This window comes from Streptomyces sp. NPDC000229 (genome assembly GCF_040300825.1).
In the GTDB taxonomy this organism is placed as follows: Bacteria; Actinomycetota; Actinomycetes; order Streptomycetales; family Streptomycetaceae; genus Streptomyces.
This window is the reverse complement of sequence record NZ_JBEPEL010000003.1, coordinates 45,778-68,463: the sequence shown is the minus strand read 5'-3', so window position 1 is coordinate 68,463 and position 22,686 is coordinate 45,778. Positions and strand designations below refer to the sequence as shown.

The 22,686-nt window shown below is 70.5% G+C and carries 24 protein-coding genes and 1 pseudogene; 7 read left to right on the top strand and 18 right to left on the bottom strand.

All coding sequences use genetic code 11. The features are described from left to right. Positions 1-11 precede the first annotated feature (11 nt). Complete coding sequence (locus ABT360_RS02940; RefSeq protein WP_351809694.1) at positions 12-326, top strand: hypothetical protein; 315 nt, start codon at positions 12-14, stop codon at positions 324-326. A gap of 151 nt (positions 327-477) precedes the next feature. On the opposite strand, the gene ABT360_RS02935 is transcribed toward ABT360_RS02940, so the two are convergent. The 4 genes from ABT360_RS02935 to ABT360_RS02920 all read right to left on the bottom strand — a co-directional run bounded on the left by ABT360_RS02935 (position 478) and on the right by ABT360_RS02920 (position 4,623). After that, positions 478-1,758: a hypothetical protein gene (locus ABT360_RS02935; RefSeq protein ID WP_351809691.1), complete on the bottom strand. Its 1,281-nt coding sequence runs from the start codon at positions 1,756-1,758 to the stop codon at positions 478-480. Positions 1,759-1,774: 16 nt separating this feature from the next. Further along, complete coding sequence (locus tag ABT360_RS02930; RefSeq protein WP_351810022.1) at positions 1,775-2,305, bottom strand: DUF6114 domain-containing protein; 531 nt, start codon at positions 2,303-2,305, stop codon at positions 1,775-1,777. 107 nt (positions 2,306-2,412) lie between these two features. Beyond that, positions 2,413-3,066, bottom strand: a complete 654-nt coding sequence (locus ABT360_RS02925) for a DUF6230 family protein (protein WP_351809688.1) — start codon at positions 3,064-3,066, stop codon at positions 2,413-2,415. 588 nt (positions 3,067-3,654) lie between these two features. Further along, the gene (locus ABT360_RS02920; protein WP_351809685.1) at positions 3,655-4,623 is read right to left on the bottom strand and encodes a tetratricopeptide repeat protein; all 969 of its coding nucleotides are present in this window, start codon (positions 4,621-4,623) and stop codon (positions 3,655-3,657) included. A 295-nt stretch (positions 4,624-4,918) separates the two neighbouring features. Between ABT360_RS02920 and ABT360_RS02915 the strand changes: the two genes are divergently transcribed. Next, the gene (locus ABT360_RS02915; RefSeq protein ID WP_351809682.1) at positions 4,919-5,551 is read left to right on the top strand and encodes a TetR/AcrR family transcriptional regulator; all 633 of its coding nucleotides are present in this window, start codon (positions 4,919-4,921) and stop codon (positions 5,549-5,551) included. On the opposite strand, the pseudogene ABT360_RS02910 reads toward ABT360_RS02915, so the two are convergent. The 5 genes and pseudogenes from ABT360_RS02910 to ABT360_RS02885 all read right to left on the bottom strand — a co-directional run. Next, a pseudogene (locus ABT360_RS02910) lies at positions 5,542-5,967 on the bottom strand (GDP-mannose 4,6-dehydratase); the annotation flags it as partial. The gene ABT360_RS02915 and the pseudogene ABT360_RS02910 sit on opposite strands and share 10 nt — an antisense overlap. A gap of 93 nt (positions 5,968-6,060) precedes the next feature. Beyond that, positions 6,061-6,552, bottom strand: a complete 492-nt coding sequence (locus tag ABT360_RS02900; protein WP_351810019.1) for a GNAT family N-acetyltransferase — start codon at positions 6,550-6,552, stop codon at positions 6,061-6,063. A gap of 410 nt (positions 6,553-6,962) precedes the next feature. Next, positions 6,963-8,663, bottom strand: a complete 1,701-nt coding sequence (locus ABT360_RS02895; RefSeq protein ID WP_351809679.1) for an acyl-CoA mutase large subunit family protein — start codon at positions 8,661-8,663, stop codon at positions 6,963-6,965. Between the two features lie 94 nt (positions 8,664-8,757). Continuing rightward, the gene (locus ABT360_RS02890; protein ID WP_351809676.1) at positions 8,758-9,090 is read right to left on the bottom strand and encodes a DUF3817 domain-containing protein; all 333 of its coding nucleotides are present in this window, start codon (positions 9,088-9,090) and stop codon (positions 8,758-8,760) included. Positions 9,091-9,147: 57 nt separating this feature from the next. After that, on the bottom strand, positions 9,148-9,657 hold the full coding sequence (locus tag ABT360_RS02885) for a MarR family winged helix-turn-helix transcriptional regulator (RefSeq protein ID WP_351809673.1): 510 nt from the start codon (positions 9,655-9,657) through the stop codon (positions 9,148-9,150). Between the two features lie 158 nt (positions 9,658-9,815). Between ABT360_RS02885 and ABT360_RS02880 the strand changes: the two genes are divergently transcribed. After that, entirely contained in the window at positions 9,816-10,835 is a 1,020-nt protein-coding gene (locus ABT360_RS02880) for a glycoside hydrolase family 6 protein (RefSeq protein WP_351809671.1), read from the top strand. A 92-nt stretch (positions 10,836-10,927) separates the two neighbouring features. On the opposite strand, the gene ABT360_RS02875 is transcribed toward ABT360_RS02880, so the two are convergent. The 7 genes from ABT360_RS02875 to ABT360_RS02845 form a co-directional block, all read right to left on the bottom strand. Next, positions 10,928-12,886, bottom strand: coding sequence for a kelch motif-containing protein (locus tag ABT360_RS02875; RefSeq protein WP_351809668.1), 1,959 nt, complete (start codon positions 12,884-12,886; stop codon positions 10,928-10,930). A 3-nt stretch (positions 12,887-12,889) separates the two neighbouring features. Further along, a complete protein-coding gene (locus ABT360_RS02870; protein ID WP_351809665.1) occupies positions 12,890-14,695 on the bottom strand; it encodes a glycosyltransferase family 2 protein in 1,806 nt (601 codons plus the stop codon). Positions 14,696-14,855: 160 nt separating this feature from the next. Next, entirely contained in the window at positions 14,856-15,506 is a 651-nt protein-coding gene (locus ABT360_RS02865) for a TetR/AcrR family transcriptional regulator (RefSeq protein WP_351809662.1), read from the bottom strand. Then, the gene (locus ABT360_RS02860; RefSeq protein ID WP_351809659.1) at positions 15,503-16,183 is read right to left on the bottom strand and encodes a DUF4166 domain-containing protein; all 681 of its coding nucleotides are present in this window, start codon (positions 16,181-16,183) and stop codon (positions 15,503-15,505) included. Before ABT360_RS02860 ends, ABT360_RS02865 begins: the two co-directional genes overlap by 4 nt. After that, positions 16,180-16,977, bottom strand: a complete 798-nt coding sequence (locus tag ABT360_RS02855; RefSeq protein ID WP_351809656.1) for a hypothetical protein — start codon at positions 16,975-16,977, stop codon at positions 16,180-16,182. The genes ABT360_RS02860 and ABT360_RS02855 overlap by 4 nt, the downstream gene beginning before the upstream one ends. Positions 16,978-17,108: 131 nt before the next feature. Further along, positions 17,109-17,402: an MTH1187 family thiamine-binding protein gene (locus ABT360_RS02850; protein WP_351809654.1), complete on the bottom strand. Its 294-nt coding sequence runs from the start codon at positions 17,400-17,402 to the stop codon at positions 17,109-17,111. Further along, the gene (locus ABT360_RS02845) at positions 17,399-17,743 is read right to left on the bottom strand and encodes a DUF3817 domain-containing protein (RefSeq protein ID WP_351809651.1); all 345 of its coding nucleotides are present in this window, start codon (positions 17,741-17,743) and stop codon (positions 17,399-17,401) included. Before ABT360_RS02845 ends, ABT360_RS02850 begins: the two co-directional genes overlap by 4 nt. 173 nt (positions 17,744-17,916) lie before the next feature. Between ABT360_RS02845 and ABT360_RS02840 the strand changes: the two genes are divergently transcribed. The 4 genes from ABT360_RS02840 to ABT360_RS02825 all read left to right on the top strand — a co-directional run bounded on the left by ABT360_RS02840 (position 17,917) and on the right by ABT360_RS02825 (position 20,589). After that, entirely contained in the window at positions 17,917-18,555 is a 639-nt protein-coding gene (locus tag ABT360_RS02840; protein ID WP_351809648.1) for an AIM24 family protein, read from the top strand. Next, positions 18,555-19,205 carry an AIM24 family protein gene (locus ABT360_RS02835; RefSeq protein WP_351809645.1) on the top strand — a complete coding sequence of 217 codons (651 nt, stop codon included), beginning with the start codon at positions 18,555-18,557 and terminating at the stop codon, positions 19,203-19,205. The genes ABT360_RS02840 and ABT360_RS02835 overlap by 1 nt, the downstream gene beginning before the upstream one ends. Beyond that, a complete protein-coding gene (locus ABT360_RS02830; protein ID WP_351809642.1) occupies positions 19,202-19,975 on the top strand; it encodes an AIM24 family protein in 774 nt (257 codons plus the stop codon). Before ABT360_RS02835 ends, ABT360_RS02830 begins: the two co-directional genes overlap by 4 nt. A 137-nt stretch (positions 19,976-20,112) precedes the next feature. Next, positions 20,113-20,589 carry a MarR family winged helix-turn-helix transcriptional regulator gene (locus ABT360_RS02825; RefSeq protein WP_351809639.1) on the top strand — a complete coding sequence of 159 codons (477 nt, stop codon included), beginning with the start codon at positions 20,113-20,115 and terminating at the stop codon, positions 20,587-20,589. 4 nt (positions 20,590-20,593) lie between these two features. Here ABT360_RS02825 and ABT360_RS02820 read toward each other — a convergent pair whose 3' ends face one another. Together ABT360_RS02820 and ABT360_RS02815 are read right to left on the bottom strand one after the other, a co-directional pair. Further along, a complete protein-coding gene (locus ABT360_RS02820) occupies positions 20,594-21,961 on the bottom strand; it encodes a sensor histidine kinase (RefSeq protein WP_351809637.1) in 1,368 nt (455 codons plus the stop codon). Further along, positions 21,958-22,617 (bottom strand): response regulator transcription factor, encoded by a 660-nt coding sequence (locus ABT360_RS02815; RefSeq protein ID WP_351809634.1) that lies wholly within the window; start codon positions 22,615-22,617, stop codon positions 21,958-21,960. Before ABT360_RS02815 ends, ABT360_RS02820 begins: the two co-directional genes overlap by 4 nt. Between the last annotated feature and the right edge of the window lie 69 nt (positions 22,618-22,686).

Genomic DNA, 22,686 nt, shown 5'->3' with positions numbered 1-22,686 from the left:
CCTATGTAACCGTGCAGACGGAGAAGTTCACGGTGCAGTTCCTCCTCGACGGGGACGACGACCCCGACACGATCGAGGAGGTCGACGCCACGATCATCGCGCCGAACGGCAACCGCTGGTCCGCGTCCCTGATGACCTTGCGCCATGCGCAGAAGCTCATGGATCGCTGGCAGTCGACCGGCGAAAACGACAACGGGCACTACTTCCGGTGCTACGACCTGGTGCTGGTCCGTGAAGGCGGGCTGGACTCCATGGTCCGGGCGCTCGTGGGTCTCTTCAACGACTACAGCCTCGAGACCAACGTACTCCCGCGCCTCGAGGACTGAGCGCGGTACGCGGTGTGTGCCCCCGGTACGTCGGTGACGTGCCGGGGGCATCGTCGTAGCCGGGTGCAGCTCTCGCGGAAAACGAGATGGCCTCCCCGCCCCGAAGGGCGAGGAGGCCATCTCGCTGTGCGGCTCCCGGAGGTTCCGTGCGTCAGCCCTCGATGAAGTTCTTCAGGCCCGGCACCGTCAGGTTGCCACCGAACTGGCCCGCCTGCGTGACGTTCACGTCCGTGAAGACCGCGTAGGGAACGTTCAGTGGCGGCGGCGACTCGGGGCTGAACTCGATCGGGATGATGCCGAAGAGCTTGCCCTTCAGCGACTCGGTGTACATCGTCACCGTGCCGCCCCGGATCGTGGACTTCTCGCCCCGGCTGGACGTCACGTGGCCGGTGTGGCCCTCGGAGTGGGCCGTGAGCTGGTGGAGGTCCTTGATGTCGACCTCGCTCGCGGTGAACTTGAGGACCTTCTTCACCTTGCCGCCGTACGTCTTGACTTCCACGATGCCGTGGTAATCCAGCCCGCGCAGGGTGAGCTCCGTGCTTTGCAGCTTCCACGGCTCGTCGGGGAGCAGCGGGATACCGGGCTCCAGCTCGGCGGCGGCGAGTGCCTCCGGGTCGGGGGTCGGGCAGGGGAAGCGCGGCTTGGCGCCGTCCGGGATGTCCTCGTCCTTCTTGGGGTCGAGTCCCTTGACGTCCTCCGGAAGCTCTTCGACCTCGGCGCCGGCCTTGTCGGCGGCGTCCTTGATCGCTTCCTTGGCCTTGTCGACGACCTCGTCGGCCTCGTCGTCCTTCTCGGCCGGCCTCTCCGCGGGCTCGGTCGACGGCTCGGCGGAAGGCTTGACCGTCGGCGTCTGCGTGGACGGGGACGGAGCCACCGTCGTGGGCGCGCTGGTCGACGGGGTGGCCGACGGTTCCTCGTCCTCCCGGCCGTCGAAGACGTCCTTGATCGCGTCACCGATGCCCAGCGGGTCCAGGGGGTTCCTGGTCTCCGTCGGCGTGGGCGTGGGCGTCGCGGAGGGAGTCGGGCTCGTGGCGGCGGGCGGCTTCGTCTCGCCGGCCTTCGGCTCGGTGGTCTCCGTCTCCTTCTCCGGCTCGCTCGCGGACGGGCTGGCGCCGGGTGCAGGCTCCTTCTCCTCGTCCGTTCCGGGAGACTCGGTCCCGGGAGACTCGGTCGCGCTCTGCGACGGCGTGGGCGTCGGAGACTCGGACTCCGTCGGCTTCTCGGACTCCGACGGCTCGTCGGACCGCGTCACGCACGGACCGGGCGCGAAGGGGATGTCCTTCTCGTCGGCGATGGCGAGCTTGGGGGTCAGTCCGAGGCCGACGAACACCGCGGTGGGCATCGCGGCCAGGGCCATCGCCTTGCCCGCCGGTGCCTGAAGCTTGGACAGCAGCGACTTCCTGGGGGCCGCGTGCCGCGGCCCCTTTCTCATCGCCGGCTGTATCTCGTCACCCCGCACTGTTCCTCCCGCCGTTGGCGTCGATCGTGCTGTCGGTCGCATTGCTCTGCGGGGCCACGGCCGACAACTCATCGGCTCGCTCGCCCTCGACCTCGGGCAGTCCTGCCTCATCGGTCGGTTCCTTCACCGGGGCACCGGGCGCCCACGAGGCAGACAGAGCACCACCGATCAGGGCGAACAGGAAGCCGATGAGGAAACCGCCGATGTTCGCGACAGGCAAGGAGACGAGCGCCAGCACAATGGCGGCGATACCCGCGAACACCCGCACGACGGAGTGGAACCACATCGTCAGGCCGAGCGTGATGAGAAGGACACCGATGATCAGCGAACCGGCACCCGCTGTGGTGGCCATGGCGATCGTCATGTTGCCGAGTCGGAGGTCGGCATACGGCAGATAGGCGATCGGCAGACCGCCGATCATGGTGAACAGCCCGCCCCAGAAAGGCCGGTTGCCCCGCCACGCACGGAAGCGCAGCCGCCAGTAGGTGAATCCGCGGGAACCAGTGGACTCGGCGCTCATGGAAAACAGCTCCCTGGAAGCGGTGGTGCTGGAAAGAAGAGAGAGGAGGGAGAAGGTGGCCCGGACGGGCAGGTTCGCCATGCGCGTTCCCACCCGCCCGGCGAGTGCTAGTCCTGGAAGCACTCCTTGGTGCCACGGTGGAGCTTGAGGCTCAGGTCCGGCAGCTTGAACGTTCCGGCCGTGGTCGCCCACGCCCTCTGCCTCACGTCCGTCAGCTTGACCGAGTCGGCGCGCTGCGCGAAGCCGAACGGGCTGGCTTTGCCCTCGGTGCCCGGCTGGATGCCGGGGTCACCCTTCTCCTTCGGCAGGGAACCGGCGGCGACGCCGATGTCGATCTTCTCGAAGTAGGCGTTGGCCTTGAGGTCGGAGACATCGAGGTAGATGTCCGTCGCCCTGACCTTCTCCTTGCCGGTACCGGCCGTCAGCTCCAGACTGACCGTGCCGATCAGCGGCACGTGCGGCGTCACGACGGACTGGCACATGTTGGTGATCGTGGCCGTCTTGAAGCCCGACACCGCCACCGGCGCGGCGAACTTCTCGCCCTTGAGGGTCTTGCCCTCCGCATAGCTGCCGTACTGGACGAACTGAGTGCCGGTGAGCTCCGAGGCCTCGACCTTGAACTCCTGGCCGGAGATGCTGAACGACGCCGCCAGCGCTCCCTGTGCCAGACCGACGCCTATCGCGGCCGTCGCGGCCACGCTCGGCACCATGACTACGGCGAACCGCTTCCATCTGGTCCCACCGCGAACCTGGGACTTCATAGATTTCCTCCTTCTCGGACGTACATCTCCGGATGGGCCCAGGGCCCGTCCTGGGATGGGAGAAGTGCTACGTCCTCGGGAAGGAGAGCGCCCGTAGATCAGGCGCTAGCCGCGTCCGAATCACCGGCGATCACCCCCGAGCGACAACCACTGGCCACGCCTTCGCGCAACCTTGCTTGGACAGGCCCTGCCGGGATGGGCAGGAACCCCCCTGTCCGGGGCCGGCGGCAGTGTCGCCGGCCCGCTCGGTGGGGACCCGCTCCCGTGAGCTCGGCTGGTTGCCGGGCTGGTACGGGATTGGACCGAGCGTGGCCGATCGTGGTGCATTCACGGCTTCGACACAAGGGGGTTCATTACTCGCTAGTAACGAGTGGATAACCACGCCACGACGGGGTGGTGTCGCCCGGGCACACAGGGTGCTACCCGCCGGTTCGACAGAAGGTGATTTCGACGGCAAAAGCCGGACATAAAGAGGGTGTTGATTTACTGCAAGTAACAGCGGCCGTGTTTACCAAGTTTTGGTAAACACGGCCGCTGATTTGTCACTGTGTCGCCAAATCGTCGGCGCCCCGGTACGGGGTCAGGGCGTCAGAAGAGCACCCGCGCCAGCGCCGAACGGGCCTTGGTCACGCGCGGGTCGTCGGGGCCGATCACCTCGAAGAGCTCCAGCAGCCGCACCCGCGCCGTGTCACGCTCCTCGCCCGCCGTGCGGCGCACCGTGTCGACGAGCCGGCCGAAGGCGTCCTCCACATGGCCGCCCACCAGGTCCAGGTCGGCGGCGGCAAGCTGGGCCCGGACGTCGGCCGGGTCGTCCGCGGCGTTCTTGCGGACCGTCTGCGGGTCCATGCCCTGGACCCGGGAGAGCAGTTCCGCCTGGGCGAGGCCCAGCTTGGCCTCGGTGTTGCCCGGGTCGTCGACCAGGACGTTCTTGTACGCCTGGATCGCGCCGCCGAAGTCATTGGCGTCCAGCGCCCGTACCGCCGCCTCCAGCAGCGCGTCGTACGGGCCGGCCGGCTGCGCCGGGGCGGCGGTGGCACCGGCCGCGTCCGCGTCGACCGTGATGCCGGTGAGGCCGAACCGCTCCTCGCCGACCCGGATCAGCTCGTCCAGGGTCTGGCGGATCTGCGCCTCGGGCGCCGCCCCCTGGAACAGCGGCAGCGCCTGTCCGGCGACCACCGCGAAAACGGCCGGGATCCCCTGGATCCCGAACTGCTGCATCAGCATCTGGTTGGCGTCGACGTCGATCTTGGCGAGCACGAACCGGCCGTTGTACTCGGCGGCCAGCCGCTCCAGCAACGGGCCGAGCTGCTTGCACGGCTCGCACCACTCGGCCCAGAAGTCGATGACGACCGGGACCTCGGTGGAGCGCTGGAGGATGTCGCGCTCGAACCCCGCCTCGTCGACATCGATCACCAGGGCCGACGGGGGAACGGCTCCGCCGCCGCCCTGCCGGGCGGCCTGGGCGCGTGCCTGCTCCGCCTTCGCCTTGGCCTCTCCGGCCGCCTTCACCGCGGCGAGGTCGACGACGCCGCTCATGGACATGTTCCTAGGCTGCATGGGTACATCCTCCCCCTTCCGCGCGCGTAACCGGTAAGCCATGGCCGAACCGCGACCGCCCGCGCGCCCCCCGCCGGTGTGCGGGGCGTACGGACGTACGCGATCCAGCAGATGTTTTCGGCCCCGGGTCCCCACCCTGGTGCCTGTGGTTGTCGCTCCTGGCCGCTCAAAGCCTTTCGCTACGGGTCGTAGCGTAACCCCGATCCGGGGCGCGCGGAGCCCGGACCGCGCGGTGAACTGCCTCACACGTACGGGCCGGTAACACCGGGCGTACTCGCCGGTATGGTCGGGCGTCATGTGCAGCAGTCCCACCCCCTCCCGCAGTGGCGGCCGTACCGGCGGCCGCCCGCGCTCGGCACAGGCCGACGCCGCGATACTGGAGGCGACCCGGGCGGCCCTGGTCGAGCTGGGCTGGTCCAGGCTGACGATGGGCGACGTCGCCGGCCGCGCCGGGGTCGCCAAGACCACCCTCTACCGGCGCTGGGCGAGCAAGAACGAACTCGTCGTCGACGCCGTCGCCGTCCTCTTCGACGAGCTGGAACTGCCCGACCGCGGCAGCCTCATGGCCGACATCGAAGGCGTGGTCGTGCAGTTCGCGGCCCTCTTGGAGCGGCCCGAGACCAAGACGGCGCTGATGGCCGTGATCGCCGAGTCCACCCGCGACGAGCCGCTGCGCGAGCGGATCCGCACCTCGATAGTGGAGCGGCAGAAGCGGCTCGTCCTGGCGGGGCGGCAGCGCGCGCAGGCCCGCGGTGAGCTGCCCGCGAGCCCGGCGTCGCCCACCGGGACCGACGACCTGATCTTCGACGTGATCGCGGGCGCGGTGGTCCACCGGGCACTGGTGAGCGCCGAACCCGTCGACACGGAGTGGGTCCGGCGCTTCACCGCCCTGCTGCTGGGGGGCCTGGGAGCCGCGGCTCAGACCTGATAGCGGTCGGCGGCGAACAGGTGCGGGTTCTCCGCGATCCACTCCGACGTACGCTTCAGGCCCTCTTCCAGGGACGTCTCGGGCCACCAGCCCGCCCCGTCCCGCGCCCGCCCGTTGTCCGACAGCACGCTCCACCTCGCTGCCCGACGGGCGCAGCCGCGCCGGATCGACGACGATGTCGACGCCGTCCCGCTCCGAGGCCTCGATCAGCTTGCGCGCCAGCTCCCCGACGGCGATCTCCCGCCCGTGCCGAGGTTGACCACTTCGCCCAGTGCCCGGTCGCACTCCGCCGGCGCGAGGAAGCCGCGTGTGGTGTCCGTGACGTAGGTGAAGTCCCGGGTGGGGCTGAGGGAGCCGAGCTTGATCTCCCGTGCTCCCGAGTGCAGTTGGGCGAGGATCGTGGGGATGACGTCTCGGTCTGGCGATGGCCCGTCAGATCGCCCGCGCGCACGGCGCCGAGCTGACCGCCGAGAACGCCCCGGGCGGCGGCGCGCTGTTCCGGCTCGCCTTCAGAGGGGACGGTGCATGACGTGCAGCCCCACGTACCCCTGCCCGGGGTGGTGGAACGCCTCCGGGACCGTGCCGACGATCCGGAAGCCGAGCCGTTCGTACAGCCGTACCGCGTGGGCGTTGGTCTCCACGACCGCGTTGAACTGCATGCCTCGGAACCCGCGTTCACGCGCCCACTCCAGGGTGTACTCGACGAGCGCCCGTCCCACGCCCCGGCCGCCGTGCGCGGGGTCGGTCATATAGCTGGCGCTGGCGATGTGCGCGCCGTTGCCGCCCTGGTTGTTGTTCATCTTGGCGGTGCCGAGGACGGTGCCGGTCTCGTCGTCGACGGCGACGACGGTACGGTTCGGGGCGGGCAGCAGCCACCAGCCGCGGCCCTCCTCCTCCCCCAGGTCGAGCGGGTAGGTGAAGGTGTCACCGGCAGCGACGATCTTGTGGAAGAACGGCCAGATGGCGGGCCAGTCGTCGGCCGTGGCTTCCCTGATGCTGATCTGCATCCGTCCAGCATGCCCCGCCCGCGGCCAGGGGCGCAGCCGGGTTTCCGCGGTGCGTGCCCGCCCCGGCGCCGTCTCTCGCCGACGTCCCGGAAGGCCCGCTCCGAGGAGTCCACCTCGTGGTGCCGCCCGTGGGTGAGGAGGACGGCGGCGGACGTGCCGTCCAGCCCCTGCCGGATGCCCTCCCAGAAGGCGTCCGCGTACTCGGGCGGCAGCAGTCCGGCCGGGACCAGGTTGAGGAACTCGCTCTCCCCGTCCGGTCCCGGCGGCTCGAAGTCGGCGTCGAACAGCGCGAACGGCCCGCAGGCCCCCACGTACCAGTAGCGGACGGCGACGCCGCGGACCGGTACGGGGAGGGCTGCCATGCGGCTCAGTGGAGGAACCGGGTGGTGCGGAAACCGGGCGGTCTAGAAACCGGGCGGCTCCGTGTAGGTGCCCCACTCGTCGCGCAGGGCGTCGCAGATCTCGCCGAGCGTGGCCTCCGCCCGGACGGCGTCCAGCATCGGCCCGATCATGTTGGAGCCGTCCCGCGCGGCGGCCAGCATGCCGTCCAGCGCGGTGCGCACGCGCGCGTCGTCGCGGCGCGCCTTGCGCTCGCCGAGGGCCCGGACCTGCTCGCGCTCGACCTCGTGGCTGACCCGCAGGATCTCCAGGTCGCCGGTGACCGACCCGTGGTGGCAGTTGACGCCGACGACCCGCTTGTCGCCCTTCTCCAGGGCCTGCTGGTAGCGGAAGGCGGACTCGGCGATCTCGCCGGTGAACCAGCCGTCCTCGATGCCGCGCAGGATGCCGGAGGTGACCGGCCCGATGGGGTGCTGCCCGTCGGGGTGGGCGCGCAGGCCCCGCTCCTTGATCCGGTCGAAGATCTTCTCGGCGTCGGCCTCGATGCGGTCGGTGAGCTGCTCGACGTACCAGGAACCTCCCAGCGGGTCGGCGACGTTGGCGACGCCGGTCTCCTCCATCAGCACCTGCTGGGTGCGCAGGGCGATCTCGGCGGCCTGCTCGCTGGGCAGGGCGAGGGTCTCGTCGAGGGCGTTGGTGTGCAGCGAGTTGGTCCCGCCGAGGACGGCCGCGAGCGCCTCCACGGCCGTACGGACCACGTTGTTGTACGGCTGCTGGGCGGTGAGCGAGACACCGGCGGTCTGAGTGTGGAAGCGCAGCCACTGCGCCTTGTCCGTCTTCGCGCCGTACACCTCCTTCATCCAGCGGGCCCAGATCCGGCGGGCGGCACGGAACTTGGCGATCTCCTCGAAGAAGTCGACGTGCGCGTCGAAGAAGAAGGACAGGCCGGGCGCGAAGACGTCGACGTCCAGGCCGCGGCTGAGTCCCAGCTCGACGTACCCGAAGCCGTCGGCGAGCGTGTACGCCAGCTCCTGCGCGGCCGTCGCGCCGGCCTCGCGGATGTGGTAGCCGGAGACGGACAGCGGCTTGTACGCCGGGATGTCGCGGGCGCAGTGCTCCATCAGGTCGCCGATGAGCCGGAGGTGGGGCTCGGGCTGGAAGAGCCACTCCTTCTGTGCGATGTACTCCTTGAAGATGTCCGTCTGGAGGGTGCCGTTGAGGACGCCCGGGTCGACGCCCTGCCGTTCGGCGGCGACGAGGTACATGCAGAAGACCGGGACGGCGGGCCCGGAGATGGTCATGGAGGTGGTGACGTCCCCCAGGGGGATGTCCTTGAAGAGGACCTCCATGTCGGCGGCGGAGTCGATGGCGACCCCGCAGTGGCCGACCTCGCCGAGCGAGCGCGGGTCGTCGGAGTCACGGCCCATGAGGGTCGGCATGTCGAAGGCGACGGACAGGCCACCGCCTCCGTTGCCGAGGATCATCTTGTAGCGCTCGTTGGTCTGCTCGGCGTTGCCGAAGCCGGCGAACTGGCGGATGGTCCAGGTGCGGCCACGGTAGCCGGTCGGGTGGAGGCCGCGGGTGAAGGGGTACTCACCGGGCCAGCCGATCCGCTCGAAGCCGTCGTAGGTGTCCCCGGGCCGCGGCCCGTAGACGGGCTCCACGGGGTCGCCGGAGAGCGTGGTGAAGTCGGCGTCGCGCTTGCGGGCGGCGTCGTAACGGGCCTGCCAGCGTCGGCGGCCTTCCTCGATGGCGTCAGCGTCCATACCTTCGAATTTACTAGGACGTCCTAGTAAATGTCGATGGGGGAGCCGCCGCAGGCGTGCCGTGCGGCGGCTCGCGGGGGCTCCGCGGGGGCGTTTACGCCTTGGCGGCGACCGGCGGGGCGTCGGCGAGCAGCGGCTCGACGTCCCGGGTGACCTGGCGCTCCACGAAGAAGGCGGCGAAGGGGATCGTGCCGGAGAGCAGGATCCACAGCAGCTTGCCGAACTTCCACCGGGCCTTGGAGCCCAGGTCGAAAGCGAAGATCAGGTAGATGATGTAGAGGACGCCGTGCGCCTGGGAGACCATGAAGGTCACGTCCTCGCCCGTGTCGAACCCGTACTTGAACACCATGCACGTGCAGAGCACGAGCAGCATGACGGCGGTCACATAGGCCATGACCCGGTAGCGGGTCAGCACGCTCCTCTTCATGGCGTCGAGCGTAACGTCACGTTCCGGGCGATCTTCGCGCGGGCCTCCCCTACGGGGTCACTTCTCCTCGAAGTCGTGTGCCGCGATCCGCAGCGGCCGCAGCATCGCGAAGATCTCGGCGCACTCCTCGGCGTCGTACACACCCAGGCCGAAGTCCATCGCCATCAGGTCCGCCGTCGCCGCCTCGACGACCTCGCGGCCCTTGTCGGTGATGGAGGCGAGGGTGCCGCGCCCGTCGTTGGGGTTGGGGCGCTTGGCGACCAGGCCGGACTTCACCAGCCGGTCGACCGTGTTCGTCACGGACGTCGGGTGGACCATCAGCCGCTCGCCGATCTTGGACATCGGCAGCTCGCCCTCCTTGGAGAAGGTGAGCAGCACCAGCGCCTCGTACCGGGCGAAGGTCAGCCCGTAGGGCTTGACCACCGCGTCGACCTCCGCGAGCAGGATCTGGTGCGCGCGCATGATCGAGGTGATGGCGGCCATGGAGGGGACGGGCCCCCAGCGGCGCTGCCAGAGCTCGTCGGCGCGGGCGATGGGGTCGAACGGGAGACTGAGCGGTTTCGGCACGTGATCGACCTTACCGACAGGTCACATGCTGGTCAGCCCCGTCTCGCGGTTCGGTCCTCCGCCACGACGGCACGGTGTCGCAGCCCGACACCTTGTGACCGTTATGTCACGATTACCTGGTCTGTCCGTCCGTCGCTCACGCCATACGAGGGGGCTGGATGTCCGGCCACAGATCCTTCCGCGTTCTCACGACCCTTCTCCTGGCCGCCGCGCTGTCCGCCGGCTGCGCCCCGGGCGGCGGCGACGGTGGCGAGGAGGGGCCCGCGCAGGAACCCGTCGGCCGCAGCGCGCCCGCCAAGGGCTCGCCGTTCTGGGTCGACCCGGACAGCGCGGCCGCCCGCCAGGTCACGGCGTACGAGGCCGAGGGCCGCACCGCGGACGCCAAGCTGCTGCGACGGATCTCGGAGCGGCCCGCCGCCCAGTGGCCCGCCTGGAACAACCCCGTGGCCGACGTCCGCCGTGCCGTGCGCGGCGCGGCGCCCGGGAAGCAGAAGGTCGTCCTCGTCGCGTACAACATCCCCCACCGCGACTGCGGCCTGTACTCGGCGGGCGGCGCGGCGAACCCGGAGGCGTACCGGGAGTGGATCGGCTCGTTCGCCGAGGCCATCGGGGACGCGCCCGCCGTCGTCGTACTGGAGCCGGACGCCGTGCCGCACGTGGTGGACGGCTGTACGCCCGCCCAGCACCACGAGGAGCGCTACCAACTGCTCGCCGAGGCGGTGGACCGGTTCAAGCGGCAGCCGAACACCAAGGTGTACCTGGACGCGGGCAACCCCGCCTGGATCAAGGACGCCGGCAAGCTGGTGGAGCCGCTGCGGCGGGCGGGTGTCGCGAAGGCGGACGGCTTCGCGCTGAACGTGTCGAATTTCCAGACCACACCCACGGTCACCGCCTTCGGTACGGAGCTGTCCGCGCTGCTGGGCGGCACCCACTTCATCGTCGACACCAGCCGCAACGGGGCCGGTCCGCTCGCGGGCGACGGCGAGGAGGCCTGGTGCAACCCGCCGGGCCGGGCGCTGGGCACACCGCCGACCGAGAACACCGGCGACGCGCGGGTGGACGCCTACCTGTGGATCAAGCGCCCGGGCGAGTCGGACGGCACCTGCCGGGGCGGCCCGGCGGCCGGGACGTGGTGGCCCGAGTACGCCCTGGGCCTGGCGCGCCGCGCGAAGGCGTGACCCCCATCAGGACGTGACCCGGGTCAGGGGGGTGACCCGGGCCAGTCACGTGAGCCCGTTCAGGACGTGACCCGGGCCGATGCGTACGGGGCTCAGTCGACCTGGACCCACTTCGCCACCGACGGGCGCCCGTCCTTGTCCACCACGAACAGCATGTACCAGCCGGGCGGGACCAGGGTCCGGTCCAGCGGCGCCTCGACCGTCACCGCGTCCCTGCCCTTGGTCAGGCCCAGCTCGATGGAGCGCTGCTCCACGTCCGTGGTGTGGGTCACCGCGCTGGGCCGCATCAGCCGCGCCTTGGTGATGCGGGCGGCGTCCTTCGTGCGGAAGGTGGCCCGGCCGTTCTGGTCGAGCTCCCGGGGGCCCTCGCCCAGCACCGGCCGGGCCTCGGCGCCGCCGCCGTGCAGGTAGGGCGGGGTGAAGATCTCCACGCGCTGCTCGAAGGTGCCGAGCTTGGTGTTGTCCTTGTCGTCGAACAGCGGGTCCGAGCCGAACGTCGCCACCCGCCCGTCCGGCAGCAGCAGCGCCTCGGAGTGGTAGTTGCGGCCCACGGTCGGCTCGGCGGCCTCCCGGAAGGAGTCGGTCTTCGGCTCGTAGACCTGCGCCTTGAGGATGTCGCTGCCGCTGCGGCCCCGGTACTTCTCGGACCCGCCGGTGGTGAAGACGGTGTCGTCGGGGAGGAGCACGCTGCTGAGGTAGCGGGTGCCCTTGGGCAGGGACGGGCCCGTGCGGAAGGCGGGCTTGGCGGCCTTGAGGTCGATCAGCGCGGTGCGGGCCGTGGACAGCTCGGACTCGCCGACCCCTCCGCCGCCGAGCACCATCAGCTTCTGGTCCTGGGCGGGCGGCAGCAGCAGGGAGGCGGAGGTCTCCAGCTGGTCCGGGTCCGTGATGCCCCTGATCGCCTGGAAGGTGTTCTTCTTCAGGTCCCACAGGCCCGGGACCCGGCCCTTCTCGGCGGGCCCGTAGCCGGCGTTGGAGCCGGTGTAGAAGAGCTTGCCGCCCTGGGTGAGGAAGAGCGCGGGGTAGGTGGGGAAGTAGCGGAAGGGGCCCTTGGTCCACTTCTTGGTCTTCGGGTCGTAGATCTCGTTGTCGCCGGGCACGACGTCGCCGACGTCGTTGAGGCCGGAGACGGCGAGCACCTTGCCGTCCTGGAGGGTCACCAGGGTGGGGTACCAGCGGGCGTCCTTCATGGGGGCGACGGGAATGTACTTCTCGGCCTTGGGGTCGAACTCGTACGCCGCTCTGATGCCCTGGAAGTCCTGCTTCTCGGTGGTGAGCCTCTGGGCGATGCCGTAGACGTTGTTCGCGTCCTTGCCCTTGAGGCCGAGGACCTTGTACTGGGCGGCCTCGGTGGTCAGGGCCTTGGGGCCCTCCTTCCTGGCCTCGACGAAGACCCGCGCCTCGGCGGCGGTGACCTTGGTCTCCCAGGGCTTCATCTGGCCGCTCGTGAAGTACGAGATCTTGAATTCGCGCTTCGCCCTGGGGACCGTCACATCGAACTTCGACACGTACTCCACGCCTGACGGCGAGCGGAAGACGGTGCCCTTCTTGAGGGTGATCGCCTTGTCCGGGCTCTCGTTCTTGACGCGCATACCGCCGCCGGCGCGCTTGACCTCGCCGTCGAGGACCTCGTACCGGGCGGTGCCGCCGGCCACCAGGAGGCGGCCGTCGGGGAGTTGGCTGTGTCCTGCGCAGAAGAAGTCCTCCGGGGTGGGGATCTTCTTGAAGGTGTTCTTGGCCGGGTCCCACAGGATGGTGTCGAAGGTGCCCGCGTCGAACTTCTTCTGATTGTTGCCGGAGCCCGCGATGAGCAGCACCTTGCCCGTGTGGAGCAGGGCGGCGTGGATGGCGTTGAGCCGGTATGCGTCGGGCACGTCGAGTTGCTGCCAGGACCCGTACTTGGCCTTGTAGCCAGGCTGGGCGATCTTGTACGCGTGGTACTTCTCCTCCGCGAAGGAGAGTGCGGCCGGCGCGTTCAGGCCCGCGAGCAGGACCACCGCTCCACCGCCCAGCAAGGTCTTCTTGAGCTTCTTCGACGGCCGGTAGGCCATGGTTCAGTTCCCTCCTGTCGTCGTGGCGAAGGCCGGCTCCGGCTCGTCGCCTGTCGTGGGCTTCGCCTTCGCCTTCACCGTCACCGTCACCTTCACCGGGCGGCCGGGCGCCGGGGCGCGGAGGCGGGCGCGTGCCCGGCCTTCCCGGACCAGGCCCCAACCCCAGACGGCGACCGGCGCCAGCGCGATGGCGAGGGCGAGCACCGCCCAGGTGCGCATGGCCGCGTGCGTGTGGTCGAGGACGGCGGAGGCGATGAGCGAGGCGACGAGCACGGCGGCCCAGTACAGGTGGACACGGAAGGTGGCCGGCTGGTCGGGGCTGGCCGCGCCGCCCTTGGGAGTGACGACGAAGCGGCCGTCGGTGCGCAGCAGCGCCGATGCCAGGGACTTGAGGTAGATGGGCGCGCAGAGCGCGGACATCGCCATGCCGGCCAGTCCGCCGGACCCCTCCGGTTCGTGGGGGGAGACGTTGTGGCGGCGGTTCCACAGGTAGAGGCCGATCTGGAGGGCGGCGGCATCGCTGTAGAGCATCAGCCAGACGGAGGACGAGACCTGGGTGCCGGAGGCGCCGAGCCAGAGGAACAGGACGCAGGAGAGGATGCCCAGGAACCAGTTGACGGCCGTCATCGGGTAGTAGACGAGCATCAGGGTGTAGTTGAGCAGCCGGCCCGGCGGCAGCCGGAAGAACGCCTTTCCGTACTGCTTGAACAGGGTTTCGTACGTGCCGCGCGACCAGCGCAGCTGCTGGGTGAAGAAGTCGGTCCAGGAGGCCGGCCCCTCGCCGACGGCGAGGACGTCGGGCGTGTAGACGGACCGCCACAGGTGCCCGGTGCGCGGGTTCACGGTGCGGTGCAGCTCGAATCCGGTGGCCATGTCCTCGGTGATGGAGTCGTAGAGCCCGCCGACCTGCTTGACGGCGCGGACGCGTACGACGTTGTTGGTGCCCACGAACATGGGGGCGTGGTAGCGGTTGCCGGCGCGCTGGATGAGGGCGTGGAAGAGGAACTGCTGGGACTCGGCGGCCTTGGTGACCGGCGACGTGTAGTTGCCGTACACCTGGGGGCCGACGACGAAGGCGACGTCGGGGTCGCGGAAGTAGCCGAGGGTCCGCTCCAGGAAGTTGGGCAGCGGTACGTGGTCGGTGTCGACGGAGGCGAAGAAGTCGTAGTCGTCGCCGTGCATGGCGATCCAGGCGTTGTAGTTGCCGTGTTTGGTCCTGGCCTTGTGGACGCCCGAGGTGCGGTTCCAGGCGGGGACGCCGGCCCGGGTGAAGTGGCGTACGCCGAGCTCCCGGCACAGGGCCTTGGCCTGTTCGTCGTCGCCCTCGTCGAGCAGCCACACGTCCAGCCGTCCGTCGTGTGTGACACGGACGGCGCCTTCGAGGGTGGCCCGGACCATGGAGAGGGGTTCTTTGCCCGGTACGTAGGTGGTGAGGAACGCGACACGGGTCCCCTTCTGGGGAACGACGGGAACGGGGTCGCGGGCGACCATCGTGGCGTGGGCGATGGAGACGACGTTGATCAGCATGAACAGGCAGATGAGCCCGATCGACACGAGCATGACGGTGTCGAACCTGATGAGCCACCGGTCGCCGCCCTCGCGCTCGGTCCAGTGACTGGGCCAGACCAGATAGACGAGCAGCACCGCCGAGAGCACCGGCGCGAGCGTCATCAGCAGGACGGCGCGTATTCGGTGCGGTTCCCCGGAGAGCAGACTGCGGTACTGCACCTGATACGCCGTCCGGTCCGGTTCCGTCAGGGGACCGGCGAGACGGCTGTAGGTGTCGTAGTCGTAGCCTTCCGGCCGCACGGTGCCTCCAGCTGTCGAGCGGGTCGCTATATCCCCACAAAAGGGGAGATCCGGCGACGTGTCGACTGGAGGCGTCCGAGCGGGCGTTTCTGCGCCGGGACCCGTTTGGCCGGGCCATCAGCGTTTGAGCCGCGCCCGGGCCGTGCCGCCGGCCGGGCCGTCAGCCGCGCCCGCTCGTACGCCGCAGCCGGTGCCGTACCGCCCGCCGGCCCATGGGGCCGAGTTCGTCGAGGACGGTGACCAGCGCGGCGAGCTGCTCCAGCGCGGCGAGGGCCCGCTCGGCGCCGTCCGCGTCGACGCCCTCGTACAGCTCCAGGCCGACGAAGGAGGCGGCGACGGCCCGCGCGAGCCCCGCGCTGTCGGTGAACTCGGCGAGCGGGGTCCCTGCCAGCACCCGGGTGAGGACCTTCTCGATCTCGTCGATCCACAGGTCGAGCCCGGCGGCGGTGGCGGGTGCGAGGCGCAGCTGGGTCTGGGCGCCGGCGAGCAGCTGGCCCAGGAAGGCGACGTTGCCCGCCTCCCGCTCCTCGGCATGCAGTTCGCGGCCGAGCGCGAGCAGCTCCGTGAGGCCGGTGACCCTGGCGAGCCGGTCGCGGTAGCGGGCGACGCGCTGCTCGGCCCCGTGGCGGCACGCGGCGGCCAGCAGCTCGTCGACGGAGCCGAAGTGGTAGAAGACCAGGGCCTGGTTGACCCCCGCGGCGGCGGCGACGGCCCGGGCGGAGGTCTTGGCGATGCCCTGTTCGGCGAGGGTGCGCAGCGCGCCCTCCAGCAGCTTGACCTTCGTCTCCTGGCTTCTGGCTTCCGCGCTCACGCCCGTATCTCCTCGCGTACCGGGCGCAGCCCGGCCCGCACCCCGTGCGAGCGTACGTCGGCGTAGTGGGCGGTGAACGACCCCTCGTACCCGAAGAGGGGGCCGGCGTACCGGTTGGTGACGCGGACCCGGACGCGGAAGCGGCCGGTGGAGTCGTCGTAGGACTCGCGCACCTCGGCGTCGCCGCCGATGAGCTCCGGTACGCGGACGTCGATCCGGCCCTCGCGGAAGCGGTGCTCCCCGGAGCGGATGAGCAGGGAGCCGTCGGGCTCGGCGCTCAGGTGCAGGTCGCTGGCGAGGTGCTGATGGGTGCCGAGGTAGTCGAGCACGCAGTTGCGCTCGGGGCTGTGGACCATGGTGGCGTCGAAGCGGCGCGGCCCGCCGGGCAGCGCGAACGTGCGGACGAAGGTGACCGTCTCGCGGCCGTAGGCGTCGGTGTAGGGGACGTTCTCGATGGTGAAGGGGACGTGCCGGCCGGTGCGCGGGACGAGGATGTTGCGGGTGCCGCCGAGGGCGAGGAACGGCTTGACGAAGGCCGGCCCGTGCCAGATGCGGTCCATCACGCCCCGGCCGACGCACATCTCGCCACTGTCGAGGCCCACCGAGAAGCGCCGCCGCAGCTGGGGGTGGAGCCTTGGGAAGTCGTCCCCCATGGCGCGGGCGAAGATCGAGGTCATGCGGGCTCCAGGGTGGCGAGGAGGGCGGGCGCGGCGGTGCGCGCGGGAGGGGTGCGCCCACAGCGCCTGGCGGCGGGGGTACGGGGGGAGGGCGGGGCCAGCAGCGCGACGGCGGCGAGTCCGACGGCGCCCAGCCCGGCGAGTACGGCGGGGCCGCCGTTGAGCGGGGCGGCGACCGGCATGGTCCATACGGTGCCGCCGAGGGCGGCCGCCTCCGCCGTGGTGCCCGGGCACACCGCCCACAGGCAGCAGAGGACCGCCACGGCGACGGCCAAGGACCGTACGGCCAGTTCCGCGAGGGCGTGCGCCAGCGACCGGGCGGGGCTGACGCCGTGTTCGCACCACAGCCGCAGCCGGTCGAAGGACCAGGCGGTGGCCCAGCCCATCAGCGGCCGGAAGACCAGCCGGTCGGCCACCGCGCCGAAGCGTCCCCAGCGCGGCCGGTAGTCGTAGCCGGTGAGGAAGCGGATGCCGTCGGGTGTGGGGACGTACCGCCAGTAGCCGCTGCCCTCGGCGAGGAGCGAGAGCGGGTGCGGCGAGGCGAACCTCAGGGCCGAGACCCGCTCGCCGCCGGCCCGGTGGCGCTCCCCCGCGGAGACACCGGTGCCGGCGACGGTCAGGAAGGGCAGCACCCGGGTCGCGTAGCGGAACCGCTGGGGCTGTCCGGGCGCGGACGGCAGGTGGGTGATCTCCGTGAACCGGAGGTCCCACCGCTGGTGCTGCGCCGGGTCCTGGGTGCGTTCCCAGAGGGTCTCCAGGTCGGCGCGTATGCGCGTCTCTACGTAGAGCCCCACGACGATTCCCCCCGGCCGTCCCGCTTCTTGAGCGATCGCTCAACACGAAGCTACAGTTGTTTGAGCAGTCGCTCAAGACCGGACATGGAAAACCCCCGGCCCATGGGGACCGGGGGTTCTTCGACTCGCTGTCAGGCGGAGAGGTGGCGCTCCACCGTCTCCACCTTGGCCGTCAGCCCGTCCGTGACACCCGGCCGGATGTCGGCCTTCAGCACGAGGGAGACGCGCGGCGCGCGGGCCTCCACGGCGGCGACGGCTCGCTTGACGACGTCCATGACCTCGTCCCACTCGCCCTCGATGGAGGTGAACATCGCGTCGGTGCGGTTCGGCAGGCCCGACTCACGGACCACGCGCACCGCGTCCGCGACGTACTCGCCGACCTCCTCGCCGACGCCGAGCGGGGTGACGGAGAAGGCGACGATCATGCGCTCACCTTGCCCTCGCGGCGGGCGCGGGAGGCGATCACGGCGTCGTCGGCGGCGCGCTTGAGCTTGCGGTCGGCGAAGAAGCCGCCGAACGGCAGGACGGAGAGCACGAAGTAGAGCGCGGCGGTCTTCAGGTCCCACTTCGTACGGTTCCAGGCGTCCGCCCAGAACAGCACGTAGAGGATGAAGAGCACGCCGTGGATCGCGCCCATGACCGGGACCGCGTTGAACTCCGTCGTGCGCTTCAGTACCGAGCAGACGAGCAGCAGGATGAACGACACGGCCTCCGGGGCGGAGACCAGTCGGAGGCGGTGGAGGGAGGCGGCGGTCTTGATGTCCACGAGGCAGCACCTTCGGCGTCGGTCGGGGGTCGACTGTCACCGCGCACCGATCTTGTGAATCGATGCACAAGCGACCGGTCCATTGTGACAGGCGCCTTTGCCCGCCCTTTGTCAGGGTCCGGATCCTCCCCAGGTCTCTGTCTGCGCCCCCGCCCACCGGTTACCGTCGTGGCGTGGCAACGTTCCGACTCCAAGGCGGCAAAGTGCTCGCCGTCGACATGACCGGCGACGCCGTCAAAGCGAAGAACGGCTCGATGGTCGCGTACGACGGCCAGATGGCCTTCAAGAAGATGTCCGGCGGCGGTGAGGGCCTCCGGGGGATGGTCACCCGCCGCCTCACCGGCGAGCAGATGGAGCTGATGGAGGTGAAGGGGCAGGGCACCTGCTACTTCGCCGACCGCGCCTCCGAGATCAACCTCGTCTCCCTCCACGGCGACAAGCTGTACGTCGAGTCCAGCAACCTGCTGTGCGTCGACGCCTCCCTGCGCACCGGCACCACCTTCACCGGCCTGCGCGGCGGGGCCACGGGGACCGGACTGTTCACGACCACCGTCGAGGGCAGCGGCCAGGCCGCGATCATGTCGGACGGGCAGGCCGTGGTGCTGCGCGTGACCCCGCAGTACCCGCTGTCGGTCGACCCCGGCGCGTACATCGCCCACCAGGGCAACCTCCAGCAGAACTTCCAGTCCGGCGTGACGTTCCGCACATTCATGGGCGAGGGTGGCGGCGAGGCGTTCCAGATCCGCTTCGAGGGCGACGGACTCGTGTACGTACAGCCCAGCGAGCGCAACACGGTCGGAGGGGACGTCTGATGCCGTTCCGCGAGGTCAATTCGAAGATGGTCGAGGCGACCCTCTCCCCCGGACAGAAGATGTTCAGCCAGCGTGGCGCGATGCTGGCCTACCGCGGTGACGTCACTTTCACGCCGAACACGGCCGGCGGCCGGGGCGGCGTGATGTCGATGATCGGCCGCCGCGTCGCCGACGAGGCGGCGCCCCTGATGACCGTCGAGGGCAACGGCACGGTGATGTTCGGCCACGGCGGCCACCACATCCAGGTCGTCAACCTCACCGGCGAGACCCTGTACGTCGAGGCCGACCGCCTGCTCGCCTTCGACGGGACGCTCCAGCAGGGCACGATGTTCATGGGCTCCCAGGGCGGTGTGATGGGCATGGTGCGAGGCCAGGTCACCGGCCAGGGCCTGTTCACCACGACCCTCAAGGGCCATGGCGCGGTCGCCGTGATGGCCCACGGCGGAGTGATCGAGCTGCCCATCACCCCGGGCCGCCCCGTGCACGTCGACCCGCAGGCCTACGTCGCCCACCACGGCGACGTACGCAACAAGCTCTCCACCGCGCTCGGCTGGCGCGACATGGTGGGGCGCGGCTCCGGCGAGGCGTTCCAGCTGGAGCTCAGCGGCAGTGGTGCGGTGTACGTCCAGGCGTCGGAGGAGAAGCTGTGAGCACGCCCGTCATTCACGACCCGTCGACCCTGCCGAGCGACGACAACGTCAACGCGTACACCTTCTGCGTGGAGCTGAAGGGCTCCCAGTGGTTCCTGCAGAAGGGCAAGATGATCGCCTACTACGGGCGGATCGACTTCAACGGCATCGGGCACGGCCGGCTGGACCGGCTCGTCCGCTCCAGCTTCCACTCCCCGCTCCACGCGAGCGACTGGGTGGTGGCGGAGGGCAGTGGGAAGATGCTGCTGGCGGACCGCGCGTTCGACGTGAACTCGTACGACCTGGACGACGGGAACCTCACGATCCGCGCCGGGAACCTCCTCGCCTACCAGCCCACGCTCGCCCTGAAGCAGTCGATCGTGCCGGGCTTCCTCACCCTCATCGGCACGGGGAAGTTCGTGGCCGCCTCCAACGGCCCGGTGGTCTTCATGGAGCCGCCCCTCCGGGTCGACCCGCAGGCCCTGGTCGGCTGGGCGGACTGCCCCTCGCCGTGTCACCACTACGACCACGGCTACATGACGGGCGTCATGGGCGGCCTGCGGGCGCTGACGGGGCTCGGCGGGGCGTCGGGCGAGGAGCACCAGTTCGAGTTCGTCGGGGCCGGGACGGTGCTGCTCCAGTCGACGGAGGCGCTGATGCCGGAGCAGGCGACGGGCGCGGTGCCACAGGAGGCGGGCGTTCCGGGGGCGGGATCCGGCCAAGGCCACCACGGGTCCTCACCGCGCCTTCCCGGACAGCTGGGGGACCTCCAGCGTCGCTTCGGGCTGTGAGCGGTAGTCTGCGGAGTGTGACGCCCTCGAACGTCTGCACCCTTGACCCGGTACGGACGCGAGGACGGGGGGCCGGAGTGCCCGGCGTCACCGACCCTCATTCGTCCAGAATTCAACTTCTTAGGTAGAATCCATATATGGAGACCGAGACGGCCACCAACTGGCTGACCGATGCCGAGCAGTGCGCCTGGCGCACCTATCTGGACGTCAACAGGCTGCTGACGTACCAGTTGGAGAAGGACCTCCAGCCATTCGGCCTGACCAACAACGATTACGAGATCCTGGTCAACCTCTCGGAGGCGCCCGACCACCGCCTCCGGATGAGCGACCTGGCCGCCGTGACGCTCCAGTCCAAGAGCCGGCTCTCCCACCAGATCACCCGCATGGAGAACGCGGGTCTGGTACGCAGAGAGAACTGCGAGTCCGACCGGCGCGGGCTGTACGCGGTCCTGACCGAGCAGGGCATGGAAACCATGCAGAAGGTCGCACCGCACCACGTCGACTCGGTGCGCAAGCACTTCATCGACCTGCTGAGCCCCGAGGCCCTGAGCGACCTGCGCCAGTCCCTCAAACCCATCGCCGAGCAGCTCAGGGGCCTGCGCGGCAAACCGTAGGACCTCAGCCCGCCGGCAGCCGCAGGACGAACAGCGCACCACCTTCCGGGGCACGCCCCACCGTGAGCGTGCCGCCGTGCCGGACGGCGACGTCACGGGCGATGGCCAGACCCAGCCCCGCACCACCCTCGTCGCGACTGCGGGCGTCGTCGAGGCGTACGAACCGTTCGAAGACGCGCTCCCGCTCGGGCTCCGGCACGCCTGCCCCGTCGTCCGCGACGGTGAGCACGACGTGCCGGCCCTCGCGGCGCACCGTCACGGTCACAGCCGTCTCCGCGTGCCGCTGGGCATTGTCGAGGAGGTTGCCGAGCACGCGCGCCAGTTGCCCGCGCGACCCGCGGGCCTGCGCCTCCGCCGCCGCGACCCGCACCGGCACCCGGTCCCCCACCCGCTGGGCAACCTCCTCCCGCACCAGGGCGGCGAGGTCGACCCGCCCGGCCCCGGGCCGCTCACCCGCGTCCAGCCGGGCCAGCAGCAGCAGGTCGGCGGCGAGCTGCTGCAGCCGCACGGTGTCGGCGACCGCCCCCGGGACGTCCAGCAGCTCCGGGTGCGCGGCCCCCACCTCCAGCTGGGTGCGCAGACTCGCGATGGGGCTGCGCAGCTCGTGCGACGCGTCCGCGACGAACCGCCGCTGCCGCTCCACGCTCGCCTCCAGCGCGGCCAGCGTCTCGTTCGTCGTCCGCGCCAGCCGGGCCACCTCGTCCCGCGTCGACGGCTCCGGAACGCGCCGTGACAGGTCCTCCGACGCCGTGATCGCCGCCATCTCCCGCCGGATGCCCTCGACGGGCTTCAGCGCCCGCCGGGTCACCAGCCACGTCACGCCGCCCACCACGAGCAGCAGCAACGGCAGCGCGGCGAGCATCGCGTCCCGTACGCCCGCGACCGTGGCCGCCTCGGTGGCCAGCGGCGCGCCCGCGTACACGGTGGCCTCGCCCTGCGGCCCGGAGACCTTGACGGCGGCGAAGCGGTACGTGGCGGTCCCCCCGTCCACGGTGACCTCACCGGTCGAGTGCGCGACCTCCTCCGAGACCTCCCCGGCCTCCCCCTCCCCTCCCCCGGGGACGGCCTTCGTACCGGGACTCCCCGTCCCCCCGATGGCCTCGATGTCCTCCCCGACAGCCACCACCCGCCCCTCCTCGTCGACGACCTGCACCGGGTGCTCCTCGGTGTCGTCGGGCAGATCCAGCCGGGCGAACGGCGTGCCGTTGGCGATCTGCGAGGCCACCGACCGCGCGGACACCTCCGCCTGGAGCTCCGCCTGGTCCACGAGGTTGCCCCGCAGCACCCACAGCAGAGCGACCCCCGCGACCACGAGAGCCAGCGCGACCACCAGCGTCGCCCCCGCCGCGGTCCGTGCGCGTACCGACCTCACCGCTCCTCCAGCCGATACCCGGCGCCCCGCACGGTCGTGATGACCCCGGCGCCGAGCTTCCGCCGCAACGCGCTCACATACACCTCGACGATGTTCGGGTCGCCCTCGTACGCGAAGTCCCAGACGTGCTCCAGGATCTCCGCCTTCGACACCACCTCCCCCGCCCGGGTGGCCAGCTGCTCCAGCACGGCGAACTCCTTCGCGGTCAGCGCGACTTCCGCGTCCTCCACCGACACCCGCCGCCCCGCCGTGTCCACACGGAGCGCCCCCACCGTCAGCACCGGCGACGGGCTGCCCCCGCGCCGCCGCAGCAGCGCCTTCACCCTCGCGACCAGGACCACGTACGAGAACGGCTTGGTCAGGTAGTCGTCGGCACCCGTGTCGAGGCCCTCCGCCTCGTCGTACTCGCCGTCCTTGGCGGTGAGCATCAGGATCGGTACGTCGTTCCCGGCGGCCCTCAGCGCCCCGCACACGCGGTAGCCGTTCATGCCGGGCAGCATGATGTCCAGCACGACCAGGTCGTACGTACCGGTCCCGGCCCGGTGCAGGCCCTCCACCCCGTCGTGCACCACGTCCACGGCGAACCCCTCGGCCCGCAGCCCGGCCGCCAGCGACAGGGCCAGCCGCTTCTCGTCCTCCACGATCAACAGGCGCATGCGTTCAGGGTCCCAAACGGAACCTGAAGAACCCTTCAGCCACCTTCAGGCTGCGTTCAGCGAGCCGAC

Excerpts from the sequence above, each read along its gene's own strand:
- ABT360_RS02935 (WP_351809691.1), bottom strand. The coding sequence starts at position 1,758 with ATGAGAAAGGGGCCGCGGCACGCGGCCCCCAGGAAGTCGCTGCTGTCC.
- ABT360_RS02930 (WP_351810022.1), bottom strand. The coding sequence starts at position 2,305 with ATGAGCGCCGAGTCCACTGGTTCCCGCGGATTCACCTACTGGCGGCTG.
- ABT360_RS02925 (WP_351809688.1), bottom strand. The coding sequence starts at position 3,066 with ATGAAGTCCCAGGTTCGCGGTGGGACCAGATGGAAGCGGTTCGCCGTA.
- ABT360_RS02920 (WP_351809685.1), bottom strand. The coding sequence starts at position 4,623 with ATGCAGCCTAGGAACATGTCCATGAGCGGCGTCGTCGACCTCGCCGCG.
- ABT360_RS02915 (WP_351809682.1), top strand. The coding sequence starts at position 4,919 with ATGTGCAGCAGTCCCACCCCCTCCCGCAGTGGCGGCCGTACCGGCGGC.
- ABT360_RS02895 (WP_351809679.1), bottom strand. The coding sequence starts at position 8,663 with ATGGACGCTGACGCCATCGAGGAAGGCCGCCGACGCTGGCAGGCCCGT.
- ABT360_RS02890 (WP_351809676.1), bottom strand. The coding sequence starts at position 9,090 with ATGAAGAGGAGCGTGCTGACCCGCTACCGGGTCATGGCCTATGTGACC.
- ABT360_RS02880 (WP_351809671.1), top strand. The coding sequence starts at position 9,816 with ATGTCCGGCCACAGATCCTTCCGCGTTCTCACGACCCTTCTCCTGGCC.
- ABT360_RS02875 (WP_351809668.1), bottom strand. The coding sequence starts at position 12,886 with ATGGCCTACCGGCCGTCGAAGAAGCTCAAGAAGACCTTGCTGGGCGGT.
- ABT360_RS02860 (WP_351809659.1), bottom strand. The coding sequence starts at position 16,183 with ATGACCTCGATCTTCGCCCGCGCCATGGGGGACGACTTCCCAAGGCTC.
- ABT360_RS02850 (WP_351809654.1), bottom strand. The coding sequence starts at position 17,402 with ATGATCGTCGCCTTCTCCGTCACCCCGCTCGGCGTCGGCGAGGAGGTC.
- ABT360_RS02835 (WP_351809645.1), top strand. The coding sequence starts at position 18,555 with ATGCCGTTCCGCGAGGTCAATTCGAAGATGGTCGAGGCGACCCTCTCC.
- ABT360_RS02825 (WP_351809639.1), top strand. The coding sequence starts at position 20,113 with ATGGAGACCGAGACGGCCACCAACTGGCTGACCGATGCCGAGCAGTGC.
- ABT360_RS02815 (WP_351809634.1), bottom strand. The coding sequence starts at position 22,617 with ATGCGCCTGTTGATCGTGGAGGACGAGAAGCGGCTGGCCCTGTCGCTG.